21 protein-coding genes and 1 riboswitch are annotated in these 19,392 nt (G+C 72.6%); of the genes, 14 read left to right on the top strand and 7 right to left on the bottom strand.

Features of this window, described 5'->3' with window-relative positions; all coding sequences use genetic code 11:
* The first annotated feature begins 225 nt into the window (after positions 1-225).
* Positions 226-1,761 carry an MFS transporter gene (locus ACFXPK_RS24310; RefSeq protein WP_384999892.1) on the top strand — a complete coding sequence of 512 codons (1,536 nt, stop codon included), beginning with the start codon at positions 226-228 and terminating at the stop codon, positions 1,759-1,761.
* A 31-nt stretch (positions 1,762-1,792) separates the two neighbouring features.
* On the opposite strand, the gene ACFXPK_RS24305 is transcribed toward ACFXPK_RS24310, so the two are convergent.
* Both ACFXPK_RS24305 and ACFXPK_RS24300 read right to left on the bottom strand, forming a co-directional pair.
* The gene (locus ACFXPK_RS24305; protein WP_384999889.1) at positions 1,793-2,266 is read right to left on the bottom strand and encodes a GNAT family N-acetyltransferase; all 474 of its coding nucleotides are present in this window, start codon (positions 2,264-2,266) and stop codon (positions 1,793-1,795) included.
* Positions 2,267-2,270: 4 nt separating this feature from the next.
* A complete protein-coding gene (locus tag ACFXPK_RS24300) occupies positions 2,271-3,206 on the bottom strand; it encodes an aminoglycoside phosphotransferase family protein (protein ID WP_385078525.1) in 936 nt (311 codons plus the stop codon).
* Here ACFXPK_RS24300 and ACFXPK_RS24295 point away from each other — a divergent pair.
* The 3 genes from ACFXPK_RS24295 to ACFXPK_RS24285 all read left to right on the top strand — a co-directional run bounded on the left by ACFXPK_RS24295 (position 3,205) and on the right by ACFXPK_RS24285 (position 5,074).
* Positions 3,205-3,879, top strand: coding sequence for a rhomboid-like protein (locus tag ACFXPK_RS24295; RefSeq protein ID WP_384999883.1), 675 nt, complete (start codon positions 3,205-3,207; stop codon positions 3,877-3,879). The two genes, ACFXPK_RS24300 and ACFXPK_RS24295, sit on opposite strands and share 2 nt — an antisense overlap.
* A 70-nt stretch (positions 3,880-3,949) precedes the next feature.
* On the top strand, positions 3,950-4,579 hold the full coding sequence (locus tag ACFXPK_RS24290) for a TetR/AcrR family transcriptional regulator (RefSeq protein ID WP_384999881.1): 630 nt from the start codon (positions 3,950-3,952) through the stop codon (positions 4,577-4,579).
* 75 nt (positions 4,580-4,654) lie between these two features.
* Positions 4,655-5,074, top strand: a complete 420-nt coding sequence (locus tag ACFXPK_RS24285; protein ID WP_384999878.1) for a hypothetical protein — start codon at positions 4,655-4,657, stop codon at positions 5,072-5,074.
* Between the two features lie 120 nt (positions 5,075-5,194).
* On the opposite strand, the gene ACFXPK_RS24280 is transcribed toward ACFXPK_RS24285, so the two are convergent.
* Positions 5,195-6,667, bottom strand: a complete 1,473-nt coding sequence (locus tag ACFXPK_RS24280; RefSeq protein WP_385078523.1) for an MFS transporter — start codon at positions 6,665-6,667, stop codon at positions 5,195-5,197.
* A 178-nt stretch (positions 6,668-6,845) separates the two neighbouring features.
* Here ACFXPK_RS24280 and ACFXPK_RS24275 point away from each other — a divergent pair, with 178 nt between their 5' ends.
* The 5 genes from ACFXPK_RS24275 (at position 6,846) to ACFXPK_RS24255 (ending at position 9,471) form a co-directional block, all read left to right on the top strand.
* Positions 6,846-7,382, top strand: a complete 537-nt coding sequence (locus ACFXPK_RS24275) for a MarR family winged helix-turn-helix transcriptional regulator (protein WP_384999872.1) — start codon at positions 6,846-6,848, stop codon at positions 7,380-7,382.
* Between the two features lie 51 nt (positions 7,383-7,433).
* Positions 7,434-8,150 (top strand): response regulator transcription factor, encoded by a 717-nt coding sequence (locus ACFXPK_RS24270; protein ID WP_384999868.1) that lies wholly within the window; start codon positions 7,434-7,436, stop codon positions 8,148-8,150.
* A gap of 66 nt (positions 8,151-8,216) precedes the next feature.
* A complete protein-coding gene (locus ACFXPK_RS24265) occupies positions 8,217-8,426 on the top strand; it encodes an antitoxin (RefSeq protein ID WP_384999865.1) in 210 nt (69 codons plus the stop codon).
* 272 nt (positions 8,427-8,698) lie between these two features.
* On the top strand, positions 8,699-9,040 hold the full coding sequence (locus tag ACFXPK_RS24260) for an ArsR/SmtB family transcription factor (RefSeq protein ID WP_384999863.1): 342 nt from the start codon (positions 8,699-8,701) through the stop codon (positions 9,038-9,040).
* Entirely contained in the window at positions 9,037-9,471 is a 435-nt protein-coding gene (locus ACFXPK_RS24255; protein WP_384999860.1) for an ATP-binding protein, read from the top strand. Before ACFXPK_RS24260 ends, ACFXPK_RS24255 begins: the two co-directional genes overlap by 4 nt.
* Positions 9,472-9,489: 18 nt before the next feature.
* Here ACFXPK_RS24255 and ACFXPK_RS24250 read toward each other — a convergent pair whose 3' ends face one another.
* On the bottom strand, positions 9,490-9,888 hold the full coding sequence (locus tag ACFXPK_RS24250; RefSeq protein ID WP_385078518.1) for a pyridoxamine 5'-phosphate oxidase family protein: 399 nt from the start codon (positions 9,886-9,888) through the stop codon (positions 9,490-9,492).
* Between the two features lie 236 nt (positions 9,889-10,124).
* Between ACFXPK_RS24250 and ACFXPK_RS24245 the strand changes: the two genes are divergently transcribed.
* Both ACFXPK_RS24245 and ACFXPK_RS24240 read left to right on the top strand, forming a co-directional pair.
* The gene (locus ACFXPK_RS24245; RefSeq protein ID WP_385078516.1) at positions 10,125-10,661 is read left to right on the top strand and encodes an EF-hand domain-containing protein; all 537 of its coding nucleotides are present in this window, start codon (positions 10,125-10,127) and stop codon (positions 10,659-10,661) included.
* Entirely contained in the window at positions 10,658-11,560 is a 903-nt protein-coding gene (locus ACFXPK_RS24240; protein ID WP_385078513.1) for an SAM-dependent methyltransferase, read from the top strand. The genes ACFXPK_RS24245 and ACFXPK_RS24240 overlap by 4 nt, the downstream gene beginning before the upstream one ends.
* 113 nt (positions 11,561-11,673) lie before the next feature.
* Here the strand turns inward: ACFXPK_RS24240 and ACFXPK_RS24235 are convergent, their stop codons facing one another.
* Positions 11,674-12,324 (bottom strand): hypothetical protein, encoded by a 651-nt coding sequence (locus ACFXPK_RS24235; protein WP_385078511.1) that lies wholly within the window; start codon positions 12,322-12,324, stop codon positions 11,674-11,676.
* A 176-nt stretch (positions 12,325-12,500) separates the two neighbouring features.
* A riboswitch (cobalamin riboswitch) is annotated at positions 12,501-12,699 on the top strand.
* A gap of 161 nt (positions 12,700-12,860) precedes the next feature.
* Between ACFXPK_RS24235 and metE the strand changes: the two genes are divergently transcribed.
* Positions 12,861-15,179, top strand: a complete 2,319-nt coding sequence (metE, locus tag ACFXPK_RS24230) for a 5-methyltetrahydropteroyltriglutamate--homocysteine S-methyltransferase (RefSeq protein WP_385078508.1) — start codon at positions 12,861-12,863, stop codon at positions 15,177-15,179.
* A 63-nt stretch (positions 15,180-15,242) separates the two neighbouring features.
* Here the strand turns inward: metE and ACFXPK_RS24225 are convergent, their stop codons facing one another.
* Positions 15,243-15,899, bottom strand: coding sequence for a response regulator (locus ACFXPK_RS24225; RefSeq protein ID WP_385007529.1), 657 nt, complete (start codon positions 15,897-15,899; stop codon positions 15,243-15,245).
* The gene (locus ACFXPK_RS24220) at positions 15,896-17,095 is read right to left on the bottom strand and encodes a sensor histidine kinase (protein ID WP_385078504.1); all 1,200 of its coding nucleotides are present in this window, start codon (positions 17,093-17,095) and stop codon (positions 15,896-15,898) included. The genes ACFXPK_RS24225 and ACFXPK_RS24220 overlap by 4 nt, the downstream gene beginning before the upstream one ends.
* Before the next feature lie 264 nt (positions 17,096-17,359).
* Here ACFXPK_RS24220 and ACFXPK_RS24215 point away from each other — a divergent pair, with 264 nt between their 5' ends.
* Positions 17,360-18,325: an ABC transporter ATP-binding protein gene (locus tag ACFXPK_RS24215; RefSeq protein WP_385078501.1), complete on the top strand. Its 966-nt coding sequence runs from the start codon at positions 17,360-17,362 to the stop codon at positions 18,323-18,325.
* A complete protein-coding gene (locus ACFXPK_RS24210) occupies positions 18,322-19,344 on the top strand; it encodes an ABC transporter permease subunit (protein ID WP_385007523.1) in 1,023 nt (340 codons plus the stop codon). Before ACFXPK_RS24215 ends, ACFXPK_RS24210 begins: the two co-directional genes overlap by 4 nt.
* The last annotated feature ends 48 nt before the right edge of the window (positions 19,345-19,392 follow it).

The raw sequence follows: 19,392 nt of genomic DNA, 5'->3' as shown, positions 1-19,392 counted from the left end.
GGGGCCCCCCCCCCCCGCCGGGGGGGCCCGGCGCCCCCCCCCCCCGGTCCGGCACACGGCGCGCGGGGGCGCGAGAGGCCGGGGCACGAGAGGCGGATACGTCCCATTCGTGGTGTCCTGTCCAGAGGTCCGGCCGGGGCGCTCCGACGGCGGTGACGGCGCCCGGGAAGCCCCGCACCGGTCCCCCGACCGCCCCCTACGGAGCCACTGCGAGGGAAGAACGCGATGAGCGACCCGGCGACACCCGGCGCGGGGCCCGGCATACGGCCCGGTACCTCCGACACCGATCCCGAGGCCCACCGCTGGTGGGGGCTGGCCGTCATCGCGATGGCGCAGCTCATGGTCGTGCTCGACGCCACCATCGTGAACATCGCCCTGCCGTCCGCCCAGCGCGAGCTGGGGCTCAGCAACGGCAACCGGCAGTGGGTGATCACCGCGTACACCCTCGCCTTCGGCGGGCTGCTGCTGCTCGGCGGCCGGATCGCGGACCTCGTCGGCCGCAAGCGCACCTTCATCGTCGGCCTCATCGGCTTCGCCGCGGCCTCCGCGCTGGGCGGCGCCGCCCAGAACCCGCCCATGCTCTTCGCGGCCCGCGCCCTCCAGGGCACGTTCGCGGCCGTACTGGCGCCCTCCGCGCTCTCCCTGCTCACCACCACCTTCAGCGACGGCAGGGAGCGCGCGAAGGCGTTCGGGATCTACAGCGCCATCGCGGGCGGCGGGGCCGCCATCGGGCTGCTGCTCGGCGGGGTCCTCACCGAGTTCCTGTCCTGGCGGTGGTGCCTGTACGTCAACGTGCCGATCGCCGCGCTCGCCGTTTTCGGCGCGTTCACGCTGCTGCACGACCGGGCCGGGCACAAGGAGTCGCGCCTCGACATCCCGGGCGTCGTCCTCGGCTGCGGCGGGCTCGTCGCCCTCGTCTACGGCTTCAGCGAGGCGGAGTCCTCCGGGTGGTCGTCACCGCTCGTCCTCGGCCTGCTCTGCGGCGCGGTGGCGCTGCTGGCCGCGTTCGCCTGGTGGCAGACGCGCGCGCCGAGCCCGCTGCTGCCGCCGCACATCATCCACGACCGCAACCGGGGCGGCTCCGTCCTCACGATGTGCCTGACGACGATCGGCATGTTCGGGCTGTTCCTGTTCATGACGTTCTTCCTCCAGAACATCCTGGGCTACTCGCCGCTCAGGACCGGACTGGCCTTCCTGCCGATGTGCGCGATGATCATCATCGGTTCGACGCAGATCGCCGCCCGGCTGCTGCACTTCGTACCGCCGCGTCTGCTCATGGGGCCGGGGCTGCTGCTCGCGGCGGGCGGGCTGTTCACCCTCACCTTCATCGACACGCACTCCACCTACGCGGCGCACATCCTGCCCGGCACGCTGATGCTCGGCCTCGGTATGGGGCTGACGTTCCTGCCCGTCATGTCGGTCGCCACGGGCGGGGTCGCGCCGAAGGACGCCGGGGTGACCTCCGCGACCGTCAACACCGCGCAGCAGGTCGGCGGCTCCATCGGTACGTCCCTGCTGAACACCGTGGCGACGACCAGCACCACCGCCTATCTGACGGGCCGCCTCGCGGCGGCGGCGCGCCAGGGCGGCATCACCCCGGCGGAGAAGACGGCGCTGGTCGACACGGCCACGGTCCACGGCTTCACCGTCGCCATCGGCTGGGCGGCGCTCATCCTGGCGGCGGCGGCGGTCCTCGCGATGACGCTGGTCACGGCGCGCTCGCCCCGGCAGCGGGAGACACAGCGGGCCGCCGCCGGGTGAACCGGCCGGTGGGCCGGGGCGCCGAGCCGCGTCAGCCGCGCCCGAGCGCGTCCAGCGCACCGTCCGTCAGCCGGAACACCGTCCACTCGTCCTGCGGGAGCGCCCCCAGCGAGCGGTAGAAGGCGATCGACGGCTCGTTCCAGTCGAGGACCGACCACTCCAGGCGCTCGTAGCCGCGCTCCACGCAGATCCTGGCCAGCTCGCGCAGCAGCGCCTTGCCGTGGCCGCCGCCCCGGCGGTCGGGGCGTACGTACAGGTCCTCCAGGTAGATCCCGTGCACGCCGCGCCAGGTGGAGAAGTTCAGGAACCAGAGCGCGAAGCCGACCGGTTCGCCGTCCTCCGCCTCGGCGAGGTGCGCGAACGCGGCGGGCCGCTCGCCGAAGAGCGCCTCGTGGAGCTGCTCCTCGGTCGTGCGCACCTCGTGCAGGGCCTTCTCGTACTCCGCCAGCTCCCGGATCATCGCGTGGATCACGGGTACGTCTGCGGGTACGGCGGTACGGATCATGGGCTCAGCTTGCCCTCCGCCCCGGCCCTCGCGCCAGCAGTGCCCGAGCGATGGACACCTCCACGGGGTCCGGTGCCGTGTCCCCCTCGCGCAGCCGCCACAGCAGGTTCTGGAGCACGCGCCCCAGCGTCCAGGCCGCCGCCCGCGCGCGGTCCAGCGCGAGCGTCTCCGTCATCAGGTCGAAGCGCCAGAGCGTGTCGTCCGGGTCGAAGCGGTTGCGCAGCGCGGGCATCAGCTCGAAGCCCGGGTCGCCCGCCAGCGGCTTCGGGTCGATCGCCAGCCAGGGTTCCCGCTCCGCCGCCAGGACGTTCTCGAAGTGCAGGTCCCAGTGGAGCAGCCGGTCGCCCGGCTCGGCCGCGACCTCCCGTACCGCCGCCGCGCAGTCCAGCAGCAGCCGCCGGTCCGGCCCGGCCGGCAGGGCCGCCGCCAGGGCGGGGGCCTCGTCGAGCATCCGCGCGGCGATGTCCCCGAGGCGGCGCAGCTCCGGCGGGGCGGGCACGGCGCTCAGCCGCGCCAGCAGCCCGGCGATCACCGGCAGGGCCTCGCGCGGCTCCAGCGGCTCCAGGTCACGGGTACTCAGCCGCTCCAGCAGCAGGGCGCCCGTCGTACCGTCGTACCGCAGCAGCCGTACGGCGCCGTCGCCGTCCCAGGCGCGCAGCGCCACCGGCTCGCCGGCCGTCTCGTCGTCCACCGGCTGGAGTTTGAGCATCGCGGGCGTGCCGTCCGCGCCCTCCACCGGCAGCACCAGCGCGCATCTGCCGGTCAGCGAGGGCCCGTTGACCCGCAGCTCCCAGCGCGCCAGCAGATCGTCCGCCATCCCGGGCAGGGCCGCGAGGAACGCCCGGCCCGCCGCGCCGTCCCACGTCGACCGTGTTTCCGCGAACTCCTCCGGGATGTCAATCACGTCCCCGATCCTAGGACCGTGGGTGAATCGCCCCATGCGCCGCATCCTTCACACGGTCCGCGTCCGGTTCCAACCGGTCCGCGCCTGGGTCACGAGTGCTCCGGGCACCTATCTCTGGCTGGCCGCGCTCTTCGTCACGACCGTCGCGCTGCACCGGATGTCGCCGGACTTCGAGGAGGACTTCCTCCGCCAGCGCTCGACCAACATCCATGAACTGTCCACCGACCCCGTACGGGTCCTCATCGCCAGCGCGTTCTGGATCGACGGCGGTACGTGGCTCCCGTACGCCGTGCTCTACACGGTGTTCCACGCCCCGGCCGAGCGGTGGCTGGGGACGGCGCGCTGGCTCGCGGTCGTCGTCCTCGCCCATGTCGGTGCGACGCTGGTCAGCGAAGGGGTGCTGGGCTGGGCGGTCCACCACGGGCACGCGCCGCAGTCCGCCGTCAACACCCTTGATGTCGGAGTGAGTTACGCGCTCGCGGGGGTGATCGGCGTTCTCACGTACCGGATTCCGCGCCCCTGGCACCTGCCGTATCTCGCGGTGGTCCTGATCTTCTTCGGCACCCCGCTGATCGTCGCCCGCAGCTTCACCGACCTGGGGCATTTCGCGGCCGTGCTCATCGGTCTCGCCTGCCGTCCGCTGACCCGGGGCGCGGTCCCGAGGGGCGGCGGCGAGCGGCCCAACACCCGTACCGCGTCGGGTCCGTAACCCGGAACGGAGCTGGTCATGGCGGTCCGACTACGCTGCCCCCTAGGTTCCCGGACGATGGAGTGTGCACATGAACGCGGGTCGGACAGCGACGGTCCAGCAGACGGCGCCCGTACGGGCCGGACACCGGCTGGATATCGCCCGCGCCGCCACCGGACTGTTCATGGTGAAAGGTGTGGAACGCACGTCGCTCACCGACATCGCGGACGCCGCCGGGGTCCCGGCCAGCACGCTGTGGAGCCACTTCCCGACCAAGGAGGAGTGCGTCACGCCCCTGTTCTCCTACAGCGTGGAGCGGATCGCGCGACGGCTCGACACCTGGCCGCCGGACCACCCCCTGATCGACGCCTTCGACGCGTTCGACGGCGAGGACTGGCTGATGCTGACGGGCCCCTCCGGCGAGGAGACCCAGCGCGCCATCCTCGACGCGCTGCGGCTCACCCGCCAGGAGCCGAGCATGCACACCCTGTGGATACGGGAGAGCTTCGCGGCGCTGCCGGTCGTCGCCCGCGCCATCGCCGCCCGCTCCGGCCGCGCGGAGCAGGGCATGGACGCCACGGTGCAGGCGTCCATGCTGCTCTCCGCGCTCCAGTTCGCGCTCCGGGCGTACGCCTGGACGCCCCCGGAGGCGCGCCAAGTCGACCTGATGGACACCCTGCTCGAAGCGGTACGGATCGCGATGCGCGGGCTGCCCGCCTGACCAGGGGATGCGGCGGATGCGGGGAATTCGGCCGATCTGCTGGCCGCGCCCCGTTCCTTCGCTACCGTTCCTCACATGGAATCCAAGGACGAGCACTCCAAGGACGAACCTCTTGAGCGCGCACCGCTGGAGCGCGCCCCCCTCGACGACACGTCCCCGGCCGGGGACTGGCCGCTCCCCCCGTCCTGGATGTGGGGATGCGCGGAGTGCACCGTGCTCTACAAGGCGATGAAGCGGGCGCCCCAGGTCGTGGACGCGGCGCGCGCGGCGGGCGAGCCGGGTATCGACTACGACCCGATGGACACCGTGGTCTCCACCCAGATCCGGCTCGCGCGGCACATCGCCACCGACCACGCGGAGGACGTCCCGGCGGTGGACGAGAGCTGCGACCGCTGCGTCTCGGACCTCAAGGCCAAGCACTTCCCGGCCGTGCTCATGCTGGAGCACCGGGCCCGCCATCTCTTCGCACCGCCGAGCATCGCCGGTCTGATCTGATCTGATCCGAGCCGAGCCGGGACCCAGGGCTCGGGCCTCAGGCTCGGGCCTCAGGTCTCACGGCCCGGGTCTCACAACTCGGGTCTCACAACTCGGGTCTCACGGCCCGGGTCTCACGGCTCAGCGGAAGGCGGCGGCCGGCTCGGCCGCCGGGGCCGCCTCCACGGTGGCCGGGCGGTGGCGCGGCAGGAAGAGGCAGAGGGCGAAGGCGAGCAGCGCGGCCCCGGCGCCGGTGGCCATGACCGCCCGGAAGCCGTCCTGGGAGGGCAGCGCGGTAGTGCCGAACGTGACGGTCATCTGGGCCAGGACGACACCGGCGACGGCGCTGGCGAACGACGTACCGATGGACCGCATCAGCGCGTTGAGGCTGTTGGCGGCGGCGGTCTCCGACGCGGGCACGGCGCCCATGATCAGGGCGGGCATGGCCCCGTACGCGAAGCCGACCCCGGCGCCGATGACGCAGGAGGACAGGACGAGGTGCCAGACCTCGGACATCAGCGCGATGTTGAGGCCGTAACCGGTGGCGACGACGAGGGCGCCGATCATCAGGGTGACCTTCGGCCCCTTGGTCCTGGAGATGCCCGCCGACAGCGGGGCCGTCGCCATCATCACCAGGCCCTGCGGGGCGAGCACCAGACCGGTGTAGAGCATCGACTTGCCCAGGCCGTAGCCGGTGGCCTCGGGGAGCTGGAGGAGCTGCGGGAGCACCAGGGACATGGCGAACATCGAGAAACCGAGCGCCACCGAGGCGAGGTTGGTGAAGAGCACCTGCCGGCGTGCGGTGGTCCGCAGGTCCACCAGCGGCTGCGCGGTGCGCAGTTCGAAGAAGCCCCAGGCGACCAGGGTGACGACCGCCAGGGTGAAGAGCCCGAGGACGGTGCCGCTGGTCCAGCCCCAGTCGCCGCCCTTGGAGATGGCGAGCAGCAGGGAGACCAGCCCGGTCGCCAGACCGAGGGAGCCGACCAGGTCGAACCGGCCGCCGGTCCGTACCTTCGACTCGGGTACGAGCACCGTGACGAGAACGGCGGCGACGGCGCCGAGGACCGCCGAGGTCCAGAAGAGCACGTGCCAGTTGAACTTGTCGGCGATGAGCGCGGCCGAGGGCAGTCCGAGCGCGCCGCCCACCCCGAGCGAGGCGCTCATCAGCGCGGTCGCCCCGGCGAGCCGTTCGGCGGGCAGGACGTCCCGCATGATGCTGATGCCGAGCGGGATGACGGCGCCGGCCAGCCCCTGGAGGACCCGGCCGACGATCATCGGGACCAGGGAGTCGCTGAGCGCGCAGACCACCGACCCGGTGACCAGCAGGGCGATGCTGACCAGCAGCATGCGGCGCTTGCCGTACATGTCGCCGATGCGCCCGGCGACCGGGGTGGCGACGGCGGCGGCGAGCAGGGTGGCGGTCACCGCCCACGCGGTGTTCGACGCCGAGGCGTCGAGGTACTTCGGCAGCTCCGGGACGATCGGGATCACCAGGGTCTGCATCAGCGAGACGACGATCCCGGCGAAGGCCAGGACCGCCACCACGGCGTTCGCCCTCGGCGGCGCGGCGTCCCCGGCGGCGTGCCGGGCGGGAGTGGGCGGAGTGTCGGACATGGAAGTGCCTCCGTGGGAACCCTCAGGTGTGCTTGACTCACGCAACCATATTCCGATTGATTGACTTAAGCAACTTTACTTAACCGTGACCGGAAATCGACGGAGGGTTTGCCTTACTTGAGTCAGGCAACCTTTAAACTCTTGATTGACTTAGGCAAGCAGCTCTACGGTGGTTCCCATGCCCACACCTCCCACGCCCCCACCCCCACCCACGCCGGATCCGGTTTCCCGACCCGCCCCGACGGATCTGAACGAGATCGAACGGGGCCTCTCCCGCCTCACCTACCTGGCAGGCCGCGCCCGGCACCACGAGCATCTGAAGAGCGTGTCCGGGCTGCCGCTCGACCGGGCCGCCGTGGCGATCCTGCGGCGTCTGGCCGGCAACGGCGGTGAGGCGCCGCGCCCCGGGGCGCTGGCCGTCCGGCTCTCCGTGGAGGCGTCCCATGTCGCCCGCCAGTTGCGCCACCTGGAGGAGCACGGCTACGTGACCCGCGCCCCCGACCCGGACGACCGCCGCGCGCAGCGTGTCCGGCTCACCGACGCCGGGCTGGCCGCGATCGACCGCGTACGGGAGGTGAGCCGCCGGAACGTGGAGGAGGCCCTGTCCGACTGGTCGCCCGAGGAGCTGCGGGAGTTCGCCACGCTCTTCCGCCGCCTGGTCGACGACTTCGCCGCCCGCTCCGAGGAGAACACCGATGCCCGGCCCTCCGCCTGACGGCGGAGCCGCGTCCCGCGCGGACCGGTCCTTATGACGAATGGTTCTGTCATGCAGAGCAGCCTCAACGAGAAACCGTCGCCGCGCCGTGGTGACGGACAGCACGTCCTGGTCGTCGCCGACGATCCCGGCATCAGCGAACTGCTCACCACCACGCTGGAGTTGGCGGGATACCGGGTGGGCATGGCAGCCACCGGCGCCGAGGGGATGGTGCGGATCACGCAGCACCGCTTCGACCTGGTCGTCTGGGACGCGACCCTGCCGGACCTGGCCGCCTTCGCCCGGGGCCGCCGCGTCGTACCGGCGGACCGCCCCCCGCTGCTCTTCCTGGCCGCGTGCGACGCGCTCCCCCGCCTCGCCCCCGAACTCAGCCCGGGGGCCGAGGACTACGTCACCAAGCCCGTACGGATCGCCGAGGTGCTGGCCCGCGCGCAGGCCCTGCTGGGCGCCCGCCGCCCCGACCGGTACGAGGGTCCGCCCTGCTACGGCGACCTGGTCCTGGACGACGTCACGTGCCGGGCGCGGCGGGGGGCCCGCCCGCTCGGCCTCACCCCGGCCGAGTACCGGCTGCTGCACCACTTGATGGCCAACGCGGAGCGCGTGCTGTCGAAGGAACAGATCAGCCGGCACGTCTGGGGCGAGTTCCGCGCCGGGCAGGCGATCGAGAAGCTGGTCTCCCGTCTGCGCCAGAAGGTGGACCGGGAGGAACCCGCGCTGGTCCATACCCACCGGGGCTTCGGCTACTGGCTCGGTTGCCCCGGCCACTGACCCCCCGGGTCGATAAGATCCTGTGCTGACCACTTCTTTGGGCAGCTCACACCGGAGGTCGGCCCCATGTTTGACGCACTGAAGGACCTGAAGGACAAGGCCACGGATCTCGCGAGCGAGCACGGCGAGATGATCGGGAACGGGCTGGAGAAGGTCGCCGACGTGATCGACGACAAGACCGACGGCAAGTACAGCGACCACCTCGACACCGGCGTCGACAAGGCGAAGGACTTCCTCGGGGGCCTTCAGGAGAAGAAGTCCTCCGCCGAGGACTGAGACGCCCGAGAAGTCCAAGTGACCTGATCCGGCAGCCTCCTTCGGCCGCCGCAGGGCCCACCGGTCCGCCGGACCGGCCAGCGGAACCGGTCCGTACGGCCCCGTACGGACCGGCCACCCCACCCCCTACGGACCGGCCCACCCCACCCCGTACGGATCGCACGGCCGTTCCATGTCCCCAGGAATTGCAAACTTCTGCAATTGCCTAGATGCTGTACGGGCCGTGTGCCACACCGTGGGGGCCGTGCGGCGAGAGGGAGAGCGAGGGTTTCGTGGGGATTCCGCTGTACCAGGCGAAGGCGGAGTTCTTCCGGATGCTGGGGCATCCGGTGCGTATCCGGGTCCTGGAACTCCTCCAGGACGGCCCGATGCCCGTACGGGACCTGCTCGCCGAGATCGAGATCGAGCCCTCCGCGCTCTCCCAGCAACTGGCCGTACTGCGCCGCTCGGGGATCGTCACCTCCAGCCGCGAAGGCACCACCGTCGTCTACGAGTTGGCGGGAGGCGACGTCGCGGACCTGCTGCGGGCCGCCCGGCGGATCCTCACCGAGCTGCTGGCCGGTCAGCACCAACTCCTGGAGGAACTGCGGGAATCCGAGGTCTCCGCGCGGTGAGGCCCCGTATCGCCCCGCTGCCCCACCGCCATGTGCTGACGCTGCCCACCCGGCCCGCCGCCGTACGGACGGCGCGCGAGACCACCCAGCGGTTACTGGCCGAGTGGGGCATCAGCCCGCACCACCCCGCCGTCGATCCGGCGCTGCTGATCCTCAGCGAACTGGTCACGAACAGCGTCCGGCACGCGGCGTCCGCCTCACCCAGCCTGACCGTCAGTTACGCGGCGGGCCACGACACCCTCGTCTTCGCGGTCCACGACCGCCACCCCTACCAGCCCTCCCTGCGCGCCACGGCCCGCACCGGCGCGGACGCGGCGGGCACGGGGCTGGCGACCGTCGTCGAACTCACGTCGAGCCTCGCGGGCTCCGCGGTCGTCCGCCAGGACGGCGACGGCGGAGGCAAGAGCATCTGCATCACGCTTCCGCTGTAGAACGTGTCCGGGGCCGCCTCAGACCTTCCCCATGGCCCTGGTCACGGTGATCTCGATCGCCACCCGCTCCGGGTTGACGCGCGGCGGCTTGTAGCGCCGGGTGTAGAGCCGCTCGGCCTCGGCGACCGCCTCGGGGTCGCGGTTGACCACGGCGGTGCCTTCGAGCGTGGCCCAGCGGGCTCCGTCGACCTGGCTGACCGCGACGGGCGCGCCGGGGCCCGCCGCGAGGACGTTCCTGGCCTTCGCCGTACCGCCGCCGGTGATGACCCGGGCGAGCCCGGTCCGCGAGTCGTAGGTCACCCCGACGGGCACCAGATGCGGGGTGCCGTCGGGGCGGCGGGTGGCGAGCAGGCAGACATGCCGCTCCTCCCAGAACGCGAGAAAGGCCGGATCCGCAAGCAGGGCGCGTGATGCCATGGTGGAAAGTCTCTCGCTCTCGTTCTCGGGCACGGTCGATGCTACGTGCGGACGGGCGGGCGAACGGAACGCCCCGCTTTCCAGAACGGCGGCCTTTCATGCGCCGGCCCCCGCATTGCGCTCGTTCGTGTGCACGTGACGGGCTTTCCTCACCACCGCGCCCGCGGCGCCCGGATAGTGAGGGACAAGCGGCCCGCAACCGGAGACCGGAAGGCCGGAGAGCAGAGGAGAGCGCCATGCGTACCGTCGAGGCGACCCACCGTGTCCAGCTCGTCTTCTCACTGTTCGACGCCGACGGGAACGGCTACCTGGAGGCCGCCGACTTCGAGCTGATGGGGAGCCGGGTGGTCGCGGCGGTGCCCACGGCCGCCGACGCCCGAAAACGCGCGCTGCTCGACGCCTTCCAGCGGTACTGGACCACACTCGTCACCGAGTTGGACGCCAACGGCGACGGGCGGGTCAGCCAGGAGGAGTTCACCGCCTGCGTCCTGGCGCCGGAGCGGTTCGCGCCGACGGTCGACGCGTTCGCCGAGGCGTTCGCCGGTCTCGGCTCCCTGGAGGAGGACGGTCTGGTCACCCGTCCCGTCTTCGGCGGCCTGATGCGGGGCGTCGGCTTCCAGCAGCCGAACATCGACGCACTGTTCGACGCCCTGAACCCCACGGACGACGACCGTGTCGCGGTGGACATCTGGGCGGAGGCCATCAGGGACTTCTACCGCCCGGAGAAGGCCGGCATCGCCGGGGACCACCTCACCGCGGGCCTGTTCGGGTGACCACCACCGATACGGCGCCGGAGCTGGATCCGGGGGTGGCGGGCGGCGTGGGCAGGACCGCGCTCATGGTGGCCGCCGCCCGCGCCATCGAGACCCACCGCCCGGACGCCCTGGCGCGGGACGAGTTCGCGGAGCGCTTCGTCCGGGCGGCGCCCGCCTCGGCCGGCTGGCCGGTCCGCCCCGAGCAGGTCCCGAGCGGGGACGCGGACCCGCTCTGGGGCCGCCTCGGCCGGTACTTCGCCCTGCGCACCCGGGTCCTGGACGACCATCTGCTCCGTACGGCGCAGACGGGCGTGCGCCAGGTGGTGCTGCTGGGCGCGGGGCTGGACTCACGGGCGTTCCGGCTCGGCTGGCCGCCCGGCTGTGTGGTCCACGAGCTCGACACCGCCGGGATGCTCGCCTTCAAACAGGCCGTGCTCGACGGGTCGGGGGCCGTCCCCGCGGCCGAGCGCAGACCGCTCGCGGCCGATCTCCGCTTCGACTGGGGCGACGCGCTGGTCGGCGCTGGTTTCGACCCGGGCGCGCCGACCGCCTGGCTCGTCGAGGGGCTGCTGCTCTACCTCCCGGCGGCGGCCGAGCGGAACATCCTCGCGACGGTGGACCGGCTGAGCGCGCCCGGGAGCACACTGGCGTACGAGATCAAGAACCTGGAGGGCGCGGACGTACGCGCCAGTCCGGTCTACACGACGACGAAGGCGCGGATCGACATCGATCTGCCGGCCCTCTTCGACCCGGATCCGCGCCCCGCGTCCGCCGCCGACCTCGCCCGGCGGGGGTGGACGGTCTCGGAGCGCTCGCCGTTCGACTTCACCCGCCTCCACGGGCGCGGCCCGCTCCCCGAGCCGACCGACGCGCTGGCGGCCAACCGCTGGATCTTCGCGGAGGCGCCCACCGGGTGAGGCCGGCGCCGCAGGCCGGCGCCGCAGGCCGTCGCCGCACGCCGTCGCCGCAGGCCGTCGCCGCACGCCGTCGCCGCAGGCCGGCGCCGCAGGTCGGCGAGGGGGCGCGGCGCTCACAGCTCCTTGTCCGGGGGCGGATCCGCGGCGTCCCCCGCGGCGGCGCGGGCTCGCACCCGGGCGGGGTACCAGCGGGTGAAGCGCAGGGCCACGACGATCGCCGCGATCTGGACGATCCACCCGGTCCAGATGTTGTCCGGGTCGTGCTGCACCAGATCGGCGTAGCCGCCCGCGACCGCCGCCACGAGGAACGCCGCACCCCACACGCCGGTGATCAGGTAGTTGGTCCGCAGGAAGACCGGCGAGCCCCAGTGCGCGCGGGGCACCTGCTCCCGCGCGTACGGAAGGGTGAAGGGCGAGCGCAGGGCCATGGAGCCGAAGGCGATGACCACCAGCGCGAGATTGGCGATCTCCCCCGCGTAGGTCTCCAGCCAGCGCAGCGCCCCAGGGGTGGCGAGCGCCCCGACGACGGCGAGCACCCCGAAGAAGGCCACGTCACAGACTTCCAGGAGCTTCCACGAGCCGTGCGGACGCCAGATCCGCCCGGCGAGCACCACGGCCACCGCGCAGGCGAGCGAGAGCCCGACCCCCAGCTCGAAGCGGCCGGGCCCCACCACCACCGCGAAGATGATCCACGGCAGCAGCCCGAGAACCGGACTGTCGAGAAGCCGGGCGGTCTCCCGCCCCGGCCCGCCACCGGTCGTCACACCCGCGCACGCTCCCTCCCGTGTCCGTTCCTCCGGCATCACGGTCGGTTCCAGGATGCTGCGAGACGCCCCACCCCGCGACACGACCCCGTGATCTCCGTGATCCATGTCACGTTCCGGAATGTGAACACATTCGGCCAGAGGGTTGTCCACGCTCTAGCCTGGCGGGTGCAGCTGGTTCGCCCTGCCCGCCAGGCAGACGCGTCGTAAGAGGGAACCCGGTGGGAATCCGGGACTGCCCCGCAGCGGTGAGCGGGAACGACCGCCGTCATACGCACTGGATCCGGACGGATCCGGGAAGCGACGGCCAGTAGGAGTCTGCCTCGGCAGACGTGCCCGCGAGTCCGAAGACCTGCCCGTTGCCCGTACGCGACCGATCGCGTGCGGATATCCCGGTGACCTCGTGGGCGGGTCGGCGTGCATACCGGACGGACGAGCGCGCCCGAGGCGCCGCGTCGACCGTCGGGTCCGTCACCCTTTCGCGCCCGCGTCCCGTCCCCGGGATGTTCAGGAGTCATCTCGCGAAGGAGATTTCCGTGACGACAGAGTCCGCAGCCGCGGCAGCACGGGCCACCGTGTACGGCTACCCCCGCCAGGGCCCGAACCGGGAACTGAAGAAGGCCGTCGAGGGGTACTGGAAGGGCCGTGTCACCGCCGACGCCCTCCGGCAGACGGCGGCCGGTCTGCGCCGGGACAACTGGCGGCAGATGGTGGACGCCGGTGTCGACGAGGTGCCCACCGGCGACTTCTCCTACTACGACCACGTCCTGGACACCAGCGTCATGGTCGGCGCCGTACCCGAGCGGCACCGTGCGGCCGTCGCGGCCGACGCGCTCGGCGGCTACTTCGCGATGGCGCGCGGCACCGAGGACGTGGCGCCGCTGGAGATGACCAAGTGGTTCGACACCAACTACCACTACCTCGTCCCCGAACTCGGCCCCGACACCGTCTTCACCGCCGACTCCACCCGGCAGGTCGCCGAGCTGACGGAGGCGCTGGCGCTCGGGCACACCGCCCGCCCGGTCCTGGTCGGCCCCGTCACCTATCTCCTGCTCTCCAAGCCCGCCCCCGGTGCGCCCGCCGACTTCGAGCCGCTGACGCTGCTGGACCGGCTGCTGCCGGTGTACGCGGAGGTCCTCGCCGATCTGCGCGCGGCCGGCGCCGGGTGGGTGCAGCTCGACGAGCCCGCGCTGGTCCAGGACCGTACGCGCGCCGAGCTGGACGCCGCAGCCCGCGCCTACCGCGTCCTCGGCGGCCTCATCGACCGGCCGAAGGCGCTGGTGGCCTCGTACTTCGACCGGCTCGGCGACGCGCTGCCCGTCCTCGCGAAGGCGCCCGTCGAGGGGCTGGCGCTGGACTTCACCGACGCCGCCGCGGCCAACCTGGACGATCTCGCCGCCGCCGGCGGGCTCCCCGGCAAGCGGCTCGTCGCGGGCGTCGTCAACGGCCGCAACATCTGGATCAACGACTACGAGAAGTCCCTCGCGACCCTCGCCACCCTCCTCGGTCTCGCCGCCCGGGTCGATGTGGCCGCGTCCTGCTCCCTCCTGCACGTCCCGCTCGACACCGCGGCCGAGGCGGACATCGACCCGCAGGTGCTGCGCTGGCTCGCCTTCGCCCGGCAGAAGACCGCCGAGATCGTCACCCTCGCGAAGGGGCTGGCCCACGGCACCGGCGCCATCACCGCCGAACTGGCGGCCAACCGGGCCGACCTCGCCTCCCGTACGGACTCCGCCCTCACCCACGACCCGGCCGTACGGGCCAGGACCGCCGCCGTCACCGACGCCGACGGCCGCCGCTCCCAGCCGTACCCCGAGCGGGCCGCGGCCCAGCGTGCCCACCTGGGACTGCCGCTGCTGCCGACGACCACCATCGGCTCGTTCCCGCAGACCGGCGAACTGCGTACGGCCCGCGCCGACCTGCGGGCCGGCCGGATCGGCACCGCCGGGTACGAGGAGCGCATCAGGGCCGAGATCCAGGAGGTCGTCGCCTTCCAGGAGAAGACCGGGATCGACGTGCTGGTCCACGGCGAGCCCGAGCGCAACGACATGGTGCAGTACTTCGCCGAGCAGCTCACCGGCTACCTCGCCACGCAGCACGGCTGGGTGCAGTCCTACGGCACCCGTTACGTCCGCCCGCCGGTGCTGGCCGGGGACATCTCCCGCCCCGCGCCCATGACGGTGCGCTGGACGACGTACGCCCAGTCCCTCACCGCACGCCCGGTCAAGGGCATGCTCACCGGCCCCGTCACCATGCTCGCCTGGTCCTTCGTCCGCGACGACCAGCCGCTCGGCGACACCGCCCGCCAGGTCGCCCTCGCCCTGCGCGACGAGGTGAACGACCTGGAGGCCGCCGGGACCTCGGTCGTGCAGGTCGACGAACCCGCCCTGCGCGAGACCCTGCCCCTGCGCGCCGCCGACCGCGCCGCGTACCTGGAGTGGGCGACCGAGTCCTTCCGCCTCACCACCGGCGGCGTACGCCCGGACACCCAGATCCACACGCACATGTGCTACGCCGAGTTCGGCGACATCGTCCAGGCCATCGACGACCTCGACGCCGATGTCATCAGCCTGGAGGCCGCCCGCTCCCACATGCAGGTCGCCCGCGAACTCGCCGCCCACGGCTACCCGCGCGAGGCCGGTCCCGGCGTGTACGACATCCACTCCCCGCGCGTACCGAGCGCGCGGGAGGCCGCCGACCTGCTGCGGACCGGCCTCAAGGCCATCCCGGCCGAGCGGCTGTGGGTCAACCCGGACTGCGGCCTGAAGACCCGCGGCTGGCCCGAGACCCGTGCCTCCCTGGAGAACCTGGTCACCGCCGCCCGTACCGTCCGGGGTGAACTGCCCACGTCCTGACGGGGAGACGCGCGGGGCCGGGGCGCCGTGTCAGGCGCCCCGGCCCCGTTCTCCGTCGGCCGCTCACCGCCGCCCGTCGACCAGACCGGACTCCCAGGCCCAGGCGGCGATCTCCACCCGGTTGCGGGCGGGCAGTTTGCTCTGCACATTGCCCAGATGGGTCTTCACCGTGCCCAGGGAGATGGAGAGTTCGGCGGCGATCTCCGCGTTGGTCAGCCCCCTGGCCACCAGCCGCACCAGCCCCTTCTCCCGTTCCGAGAGCGCGCTGTCCGGCTCCCGGGGCGCGGGCCCCGCGCCGGTGAGGTGGCGCAGCAGCCGTACGGTGACAGCCGGGCTCACCAGCGCCTCGCCGGAGGCCGCCGCCCTGATGGCCTCGACCAGCAGGGCGGGCCCGGAGTCCTTGATCAGGAAGCCGGAGGCGCCTTCGGTCAGGGCGCGCCGGACGTACTCGTCGTCGTCGAACGTCGTGACCACGACGACCTTCGGCGGGTCCACGGTGCCGGGGCGGGTCAGCCTGCGCAGCGCCTCCAGCCCGTCCATACGGGGCATGCGGATGTCCATCAGCACCACGTCGGGGCGGTGGCGCCCGGCGAGTTCCAGCGCGTGCACCCCGTCCACGGCCTCCCCGACGACGTCGATGTCGTCCTCCGCGGCGAGGATCATCGCGAACCCGGCCCGGACCATCGCCTGGTCGTCGGCGATCAGCACCCGGATCGTCATGAGGCCACCGCCCCGGCCGTGACCACCGGGAGCGCCGCCTCGACCGCCCAGCCGCCGCCCGTCACCGGGCCCGCCCGGAGGCTTCCGCCGATCAGGCCCACCCGCTCGGACAGGCCCTTCAGCCCGAAGCCGCCGTGCGGGAGGGGGCGCGGCTGCCCGTCGTCGCCGACCCGTACGGTGACCCGGTCGCCCGTACGGTCCACGCGCACCCGCACCTCGGTGCAGCCGTGGGCGTGTTTCCGTACGTTGGTGAGGGCCTCCATCACCACCCGGTGCACGGTCGTGGTCACCTCCACCGGCAGGTCGTCGAAGCTCCCCTCCAGGTCGAGCCGGCCCCGGGCGCCGCCGACGGCCGAGAACTCCTCGACCAGCGACCGCACTTCACCGATGCCCGCGAGCGGGGTCAGGGCCACTTCCCCGTCGGCGTCGCGCAGCATCCCCACCATGTGCCGCATGGAGGTCAGCGCCTCCGAACCCGCCTGCTCGATCCGCTGGAGCGCGGGCGGCACCAGTTCGGGCCGCCGGTCCGCCATCGCCTGGGCCCCCTGTGCCTGGACGACGATGCCGGTCACATGGTGGGCGACGAAGTCGTGCAGATCCCTGGCGAACTCGGTGCGCTGCTCCAGCCTGAGCGCCGCCGCCTGCCGCCGCCGGTCCGCCAGGAGCAGACGCATCCCGAGCCCGATGCCCAGCAGCGTGACCGCTCCCAGGGCGAAGAGCAGCGCCAGGATGACGGTGGACTGCCGCGCGGTGACCGCCACCGGCCGCAGCACGATCGCCGCGTACAGCAGGGGGACGGCCGGCGCCGCCCAGGAGGGCCTCGCGCGCCGGGCGACGAGCAGCAGGAGCGCGCCCAGCGCCGCCGGTTCGGCGAATCCGATCGCCTGGGAGCCGGCCCTCATCTCCACGTGCAGGTAGCCGGAGACGCACAGCGACACGAACGCGGCGGCGGCGCCGGCCAGGGGCAGCGCCCGGCTGCCGAGCCGGGGCGACACCACGGCGAGCACGACCGCCAGCAGGGCGCCGATCAGCTTGGCGGGGCCGTGCTCCACGACCCAGTAGAAGCCGGCCGCCGCGTCCAGCACGACCAGGCCGGCCAGGCACACGACCAGCAGCAGCCAGGCCGTGGCCGGCAGGAACAGCGCGCGCTCTCTGCCTCCGGTGCGCCCGGCCGCTCCGTACGCCGTCTCCGCCATCGCTCTCCCCGCCCCTCCGGCCGACCGGCCGAAAGTCTGAGCCGGCCGCGCGTGATCTGTCTTTCGCCCGATCCGCCGCCGGGCACGGCCGAGGAGAGTGGTGCGCACCGGGCGACGTTCGCCATTCGTCACAAAGGAGCATGTCATGGCCACGGCCGATGTCACCCGGGCGGGGACGCCGAAAGCGCCTAAACCCCCATGAACAGGACTCGCGCCCGCTCTCCTCTTCTCCCCCTCCCCTCCCTCCACGCACAGGAGCCACACATGGACCACGCGGTGACACGCCACGGAAGCGGAACGGAGCCCGCGATCGAGGCCCAGGGGCTCGGCAAGAAGTACCGGCGCGGCTGGGCCCTGCGGAACGTCTCCTTCCGGCTGCCCGCCGGGCGGGTCTGCGGCCTCGTCGGCCCCAACGGCGCCGGCAAGAGCACCCTGATGGGCCTGGCCACCCATATGATCCGGCCGACGACCGGCGCCCTGCGGGTGTTCGGCGCGGAACCCGGGTCGACGGAGTCGGTCCTGCGCACCGCGTTCCTCACCCAGGAGAAGCCGCTGTTCCGGCGCTTCACCGTGGCCGAGACCCTGCGGCTGGGCCGCGAACTCAACCCCCGCTGGGACCAGGCGGTCGCCGAGGGCATCGTCCGCGCCGGCCAGGTGCCGATGGAGGCGAGGATCGGCACCCTGTCCGGCGGGCAGCGCACCCGCGTCGCCTTCGCCCTGGCCTTCGGGAAACGCCCCGACCTGCTCATCCTCGACGAGCCGATGTCCGATCTGGACCCGCTGGTCCGCCGCGAGCTGATGGCCACGCTGAGGGCGGAGGCCGCGCAGCACGGCACGACGGTGCTGGTCTCCTCGCACCTGCTCGCCGAGCTGGAGTACATCTGCGACTACCTCCTCGTCATCGCGGACGGCGGGCTGCGCCTCGCGGGCGAGGTGGACGAACTGCGTGCCGCGCACGCCCTGTTCGCCGTCCCGGCGGACGGCTCGCGCTCCTCCGTCGCCCCGCACACGGTCGTCGACTCCCATGTCGGCGAGGGCCGGCCGGGCCTCCTGGTACGTCTCGGCGCCCCCGTCGAGTACGGCGGCCGGGCCGAGCCGCCCACCCTGGAGGAGCTGCTGCTCGCCTATCTGCGCTCCCCCGACGCGCCCGCGCTGATCGCGCCCAGCGCTCAGGTCGGCGACATCCACGACATCATCGCCCGCGACCGTACGAAGGCTGTGACCGCATGACCACGCTCACCCGTGACCCGGCCCGCACGGCGCCCGCCGGCACCGCCCGGAAGATCGGCAGGCCCCGGCTCGGCGGTACGGTCTGGCTCGTCTGGCGCCAGCACCGCGCCGCGTTCTGGACGATCATCACCGTCACCCTCGTCGGCGTGCTCGCCATGCTCCACCTGCGCGAGCAGATGATGGCCTTCCTCTCCGCCCAGGAACCGACCTCACGGAGGTCCGGCGGCCTGCCGTCCGGGTTCGAGACCCACGTCGACCGTCTGCTGGGCATCGGGGGCTACCTCGGCTACCTCCCCGTCCTGGCCGGTGTCCTCCTCGGGGCTCCGCTCTTCGCGGGCGACCTGGAGTCCGGCACCGCCAAGCTGGTGACCTCGCAGTCCATCGGACGGCGGCGGTGGCTCACCGTGAAGCTCGCCGTTCCCGCCGCGCTGCTCGCCCTGTCGACCGGCGTGCTCAGCGCCGTCCTCACCCAGTGGTGGCACCCGGTCAAGGGGCTCTCCCAGGGCCTCATATGGACCTCCTTCTTCAGCGTCACGGGGGTCGTGCCCGTGGCCTACGCGCTGCTCATGTTCACCGTGGGCGCGGCGGCCGGTCTGCTCCTGCGCCGCACGCTGGTGTCGATGGTGGTCACGCTCGGCATCGTCGTGGCGATCGAGTTCCTCTGGAGCGAGGTCTGGCGGAGCCTGGGACACACCATGTCGATCAGCACCGACCAGGGCGTCGGAGGCGGCGCGGTACCGCCGGAGCTGCCCGCCGAGGCGGAACAGCTCGGCCAGGGCACCTACTTCCTCACCGGCTCCGGCGACCGCCTGGAGTGGACGACCTGCCTCGACCGGATGGACGACGACCGCGCGCACACCGCCTGTCTGCAAGCCAAGGACGTCGTCGGCTGGTCCATCGACTACCTCCCGGTCGACCAGATGCAGACGATGCAGTGGCTCGGGGCGGGCGCCATGCTCACGATCGCGGCCCTCCTCGTCGCGTCCATCCTCACCTGGGGCCGCACACGCCTCCTGTGATCCCGGCGGGCACACCCCGGGAGCCCGCGCGCCGCCGAACTCCTCGCC

This window comes from Streptomyces sp. NPDC059142 (assembly GCF_042755665.1).
Classification (GTDB): Bacteria; Actinomycetota; Actinomycetes; order Streptomycetales; family Streptomycetaceae; genus Streptomyces.
The sequence above is the reverse complement of the archived record's forward strand: the minus strand, read 5'-3'. Positions and strand labels throughout refer to the sequence as shown.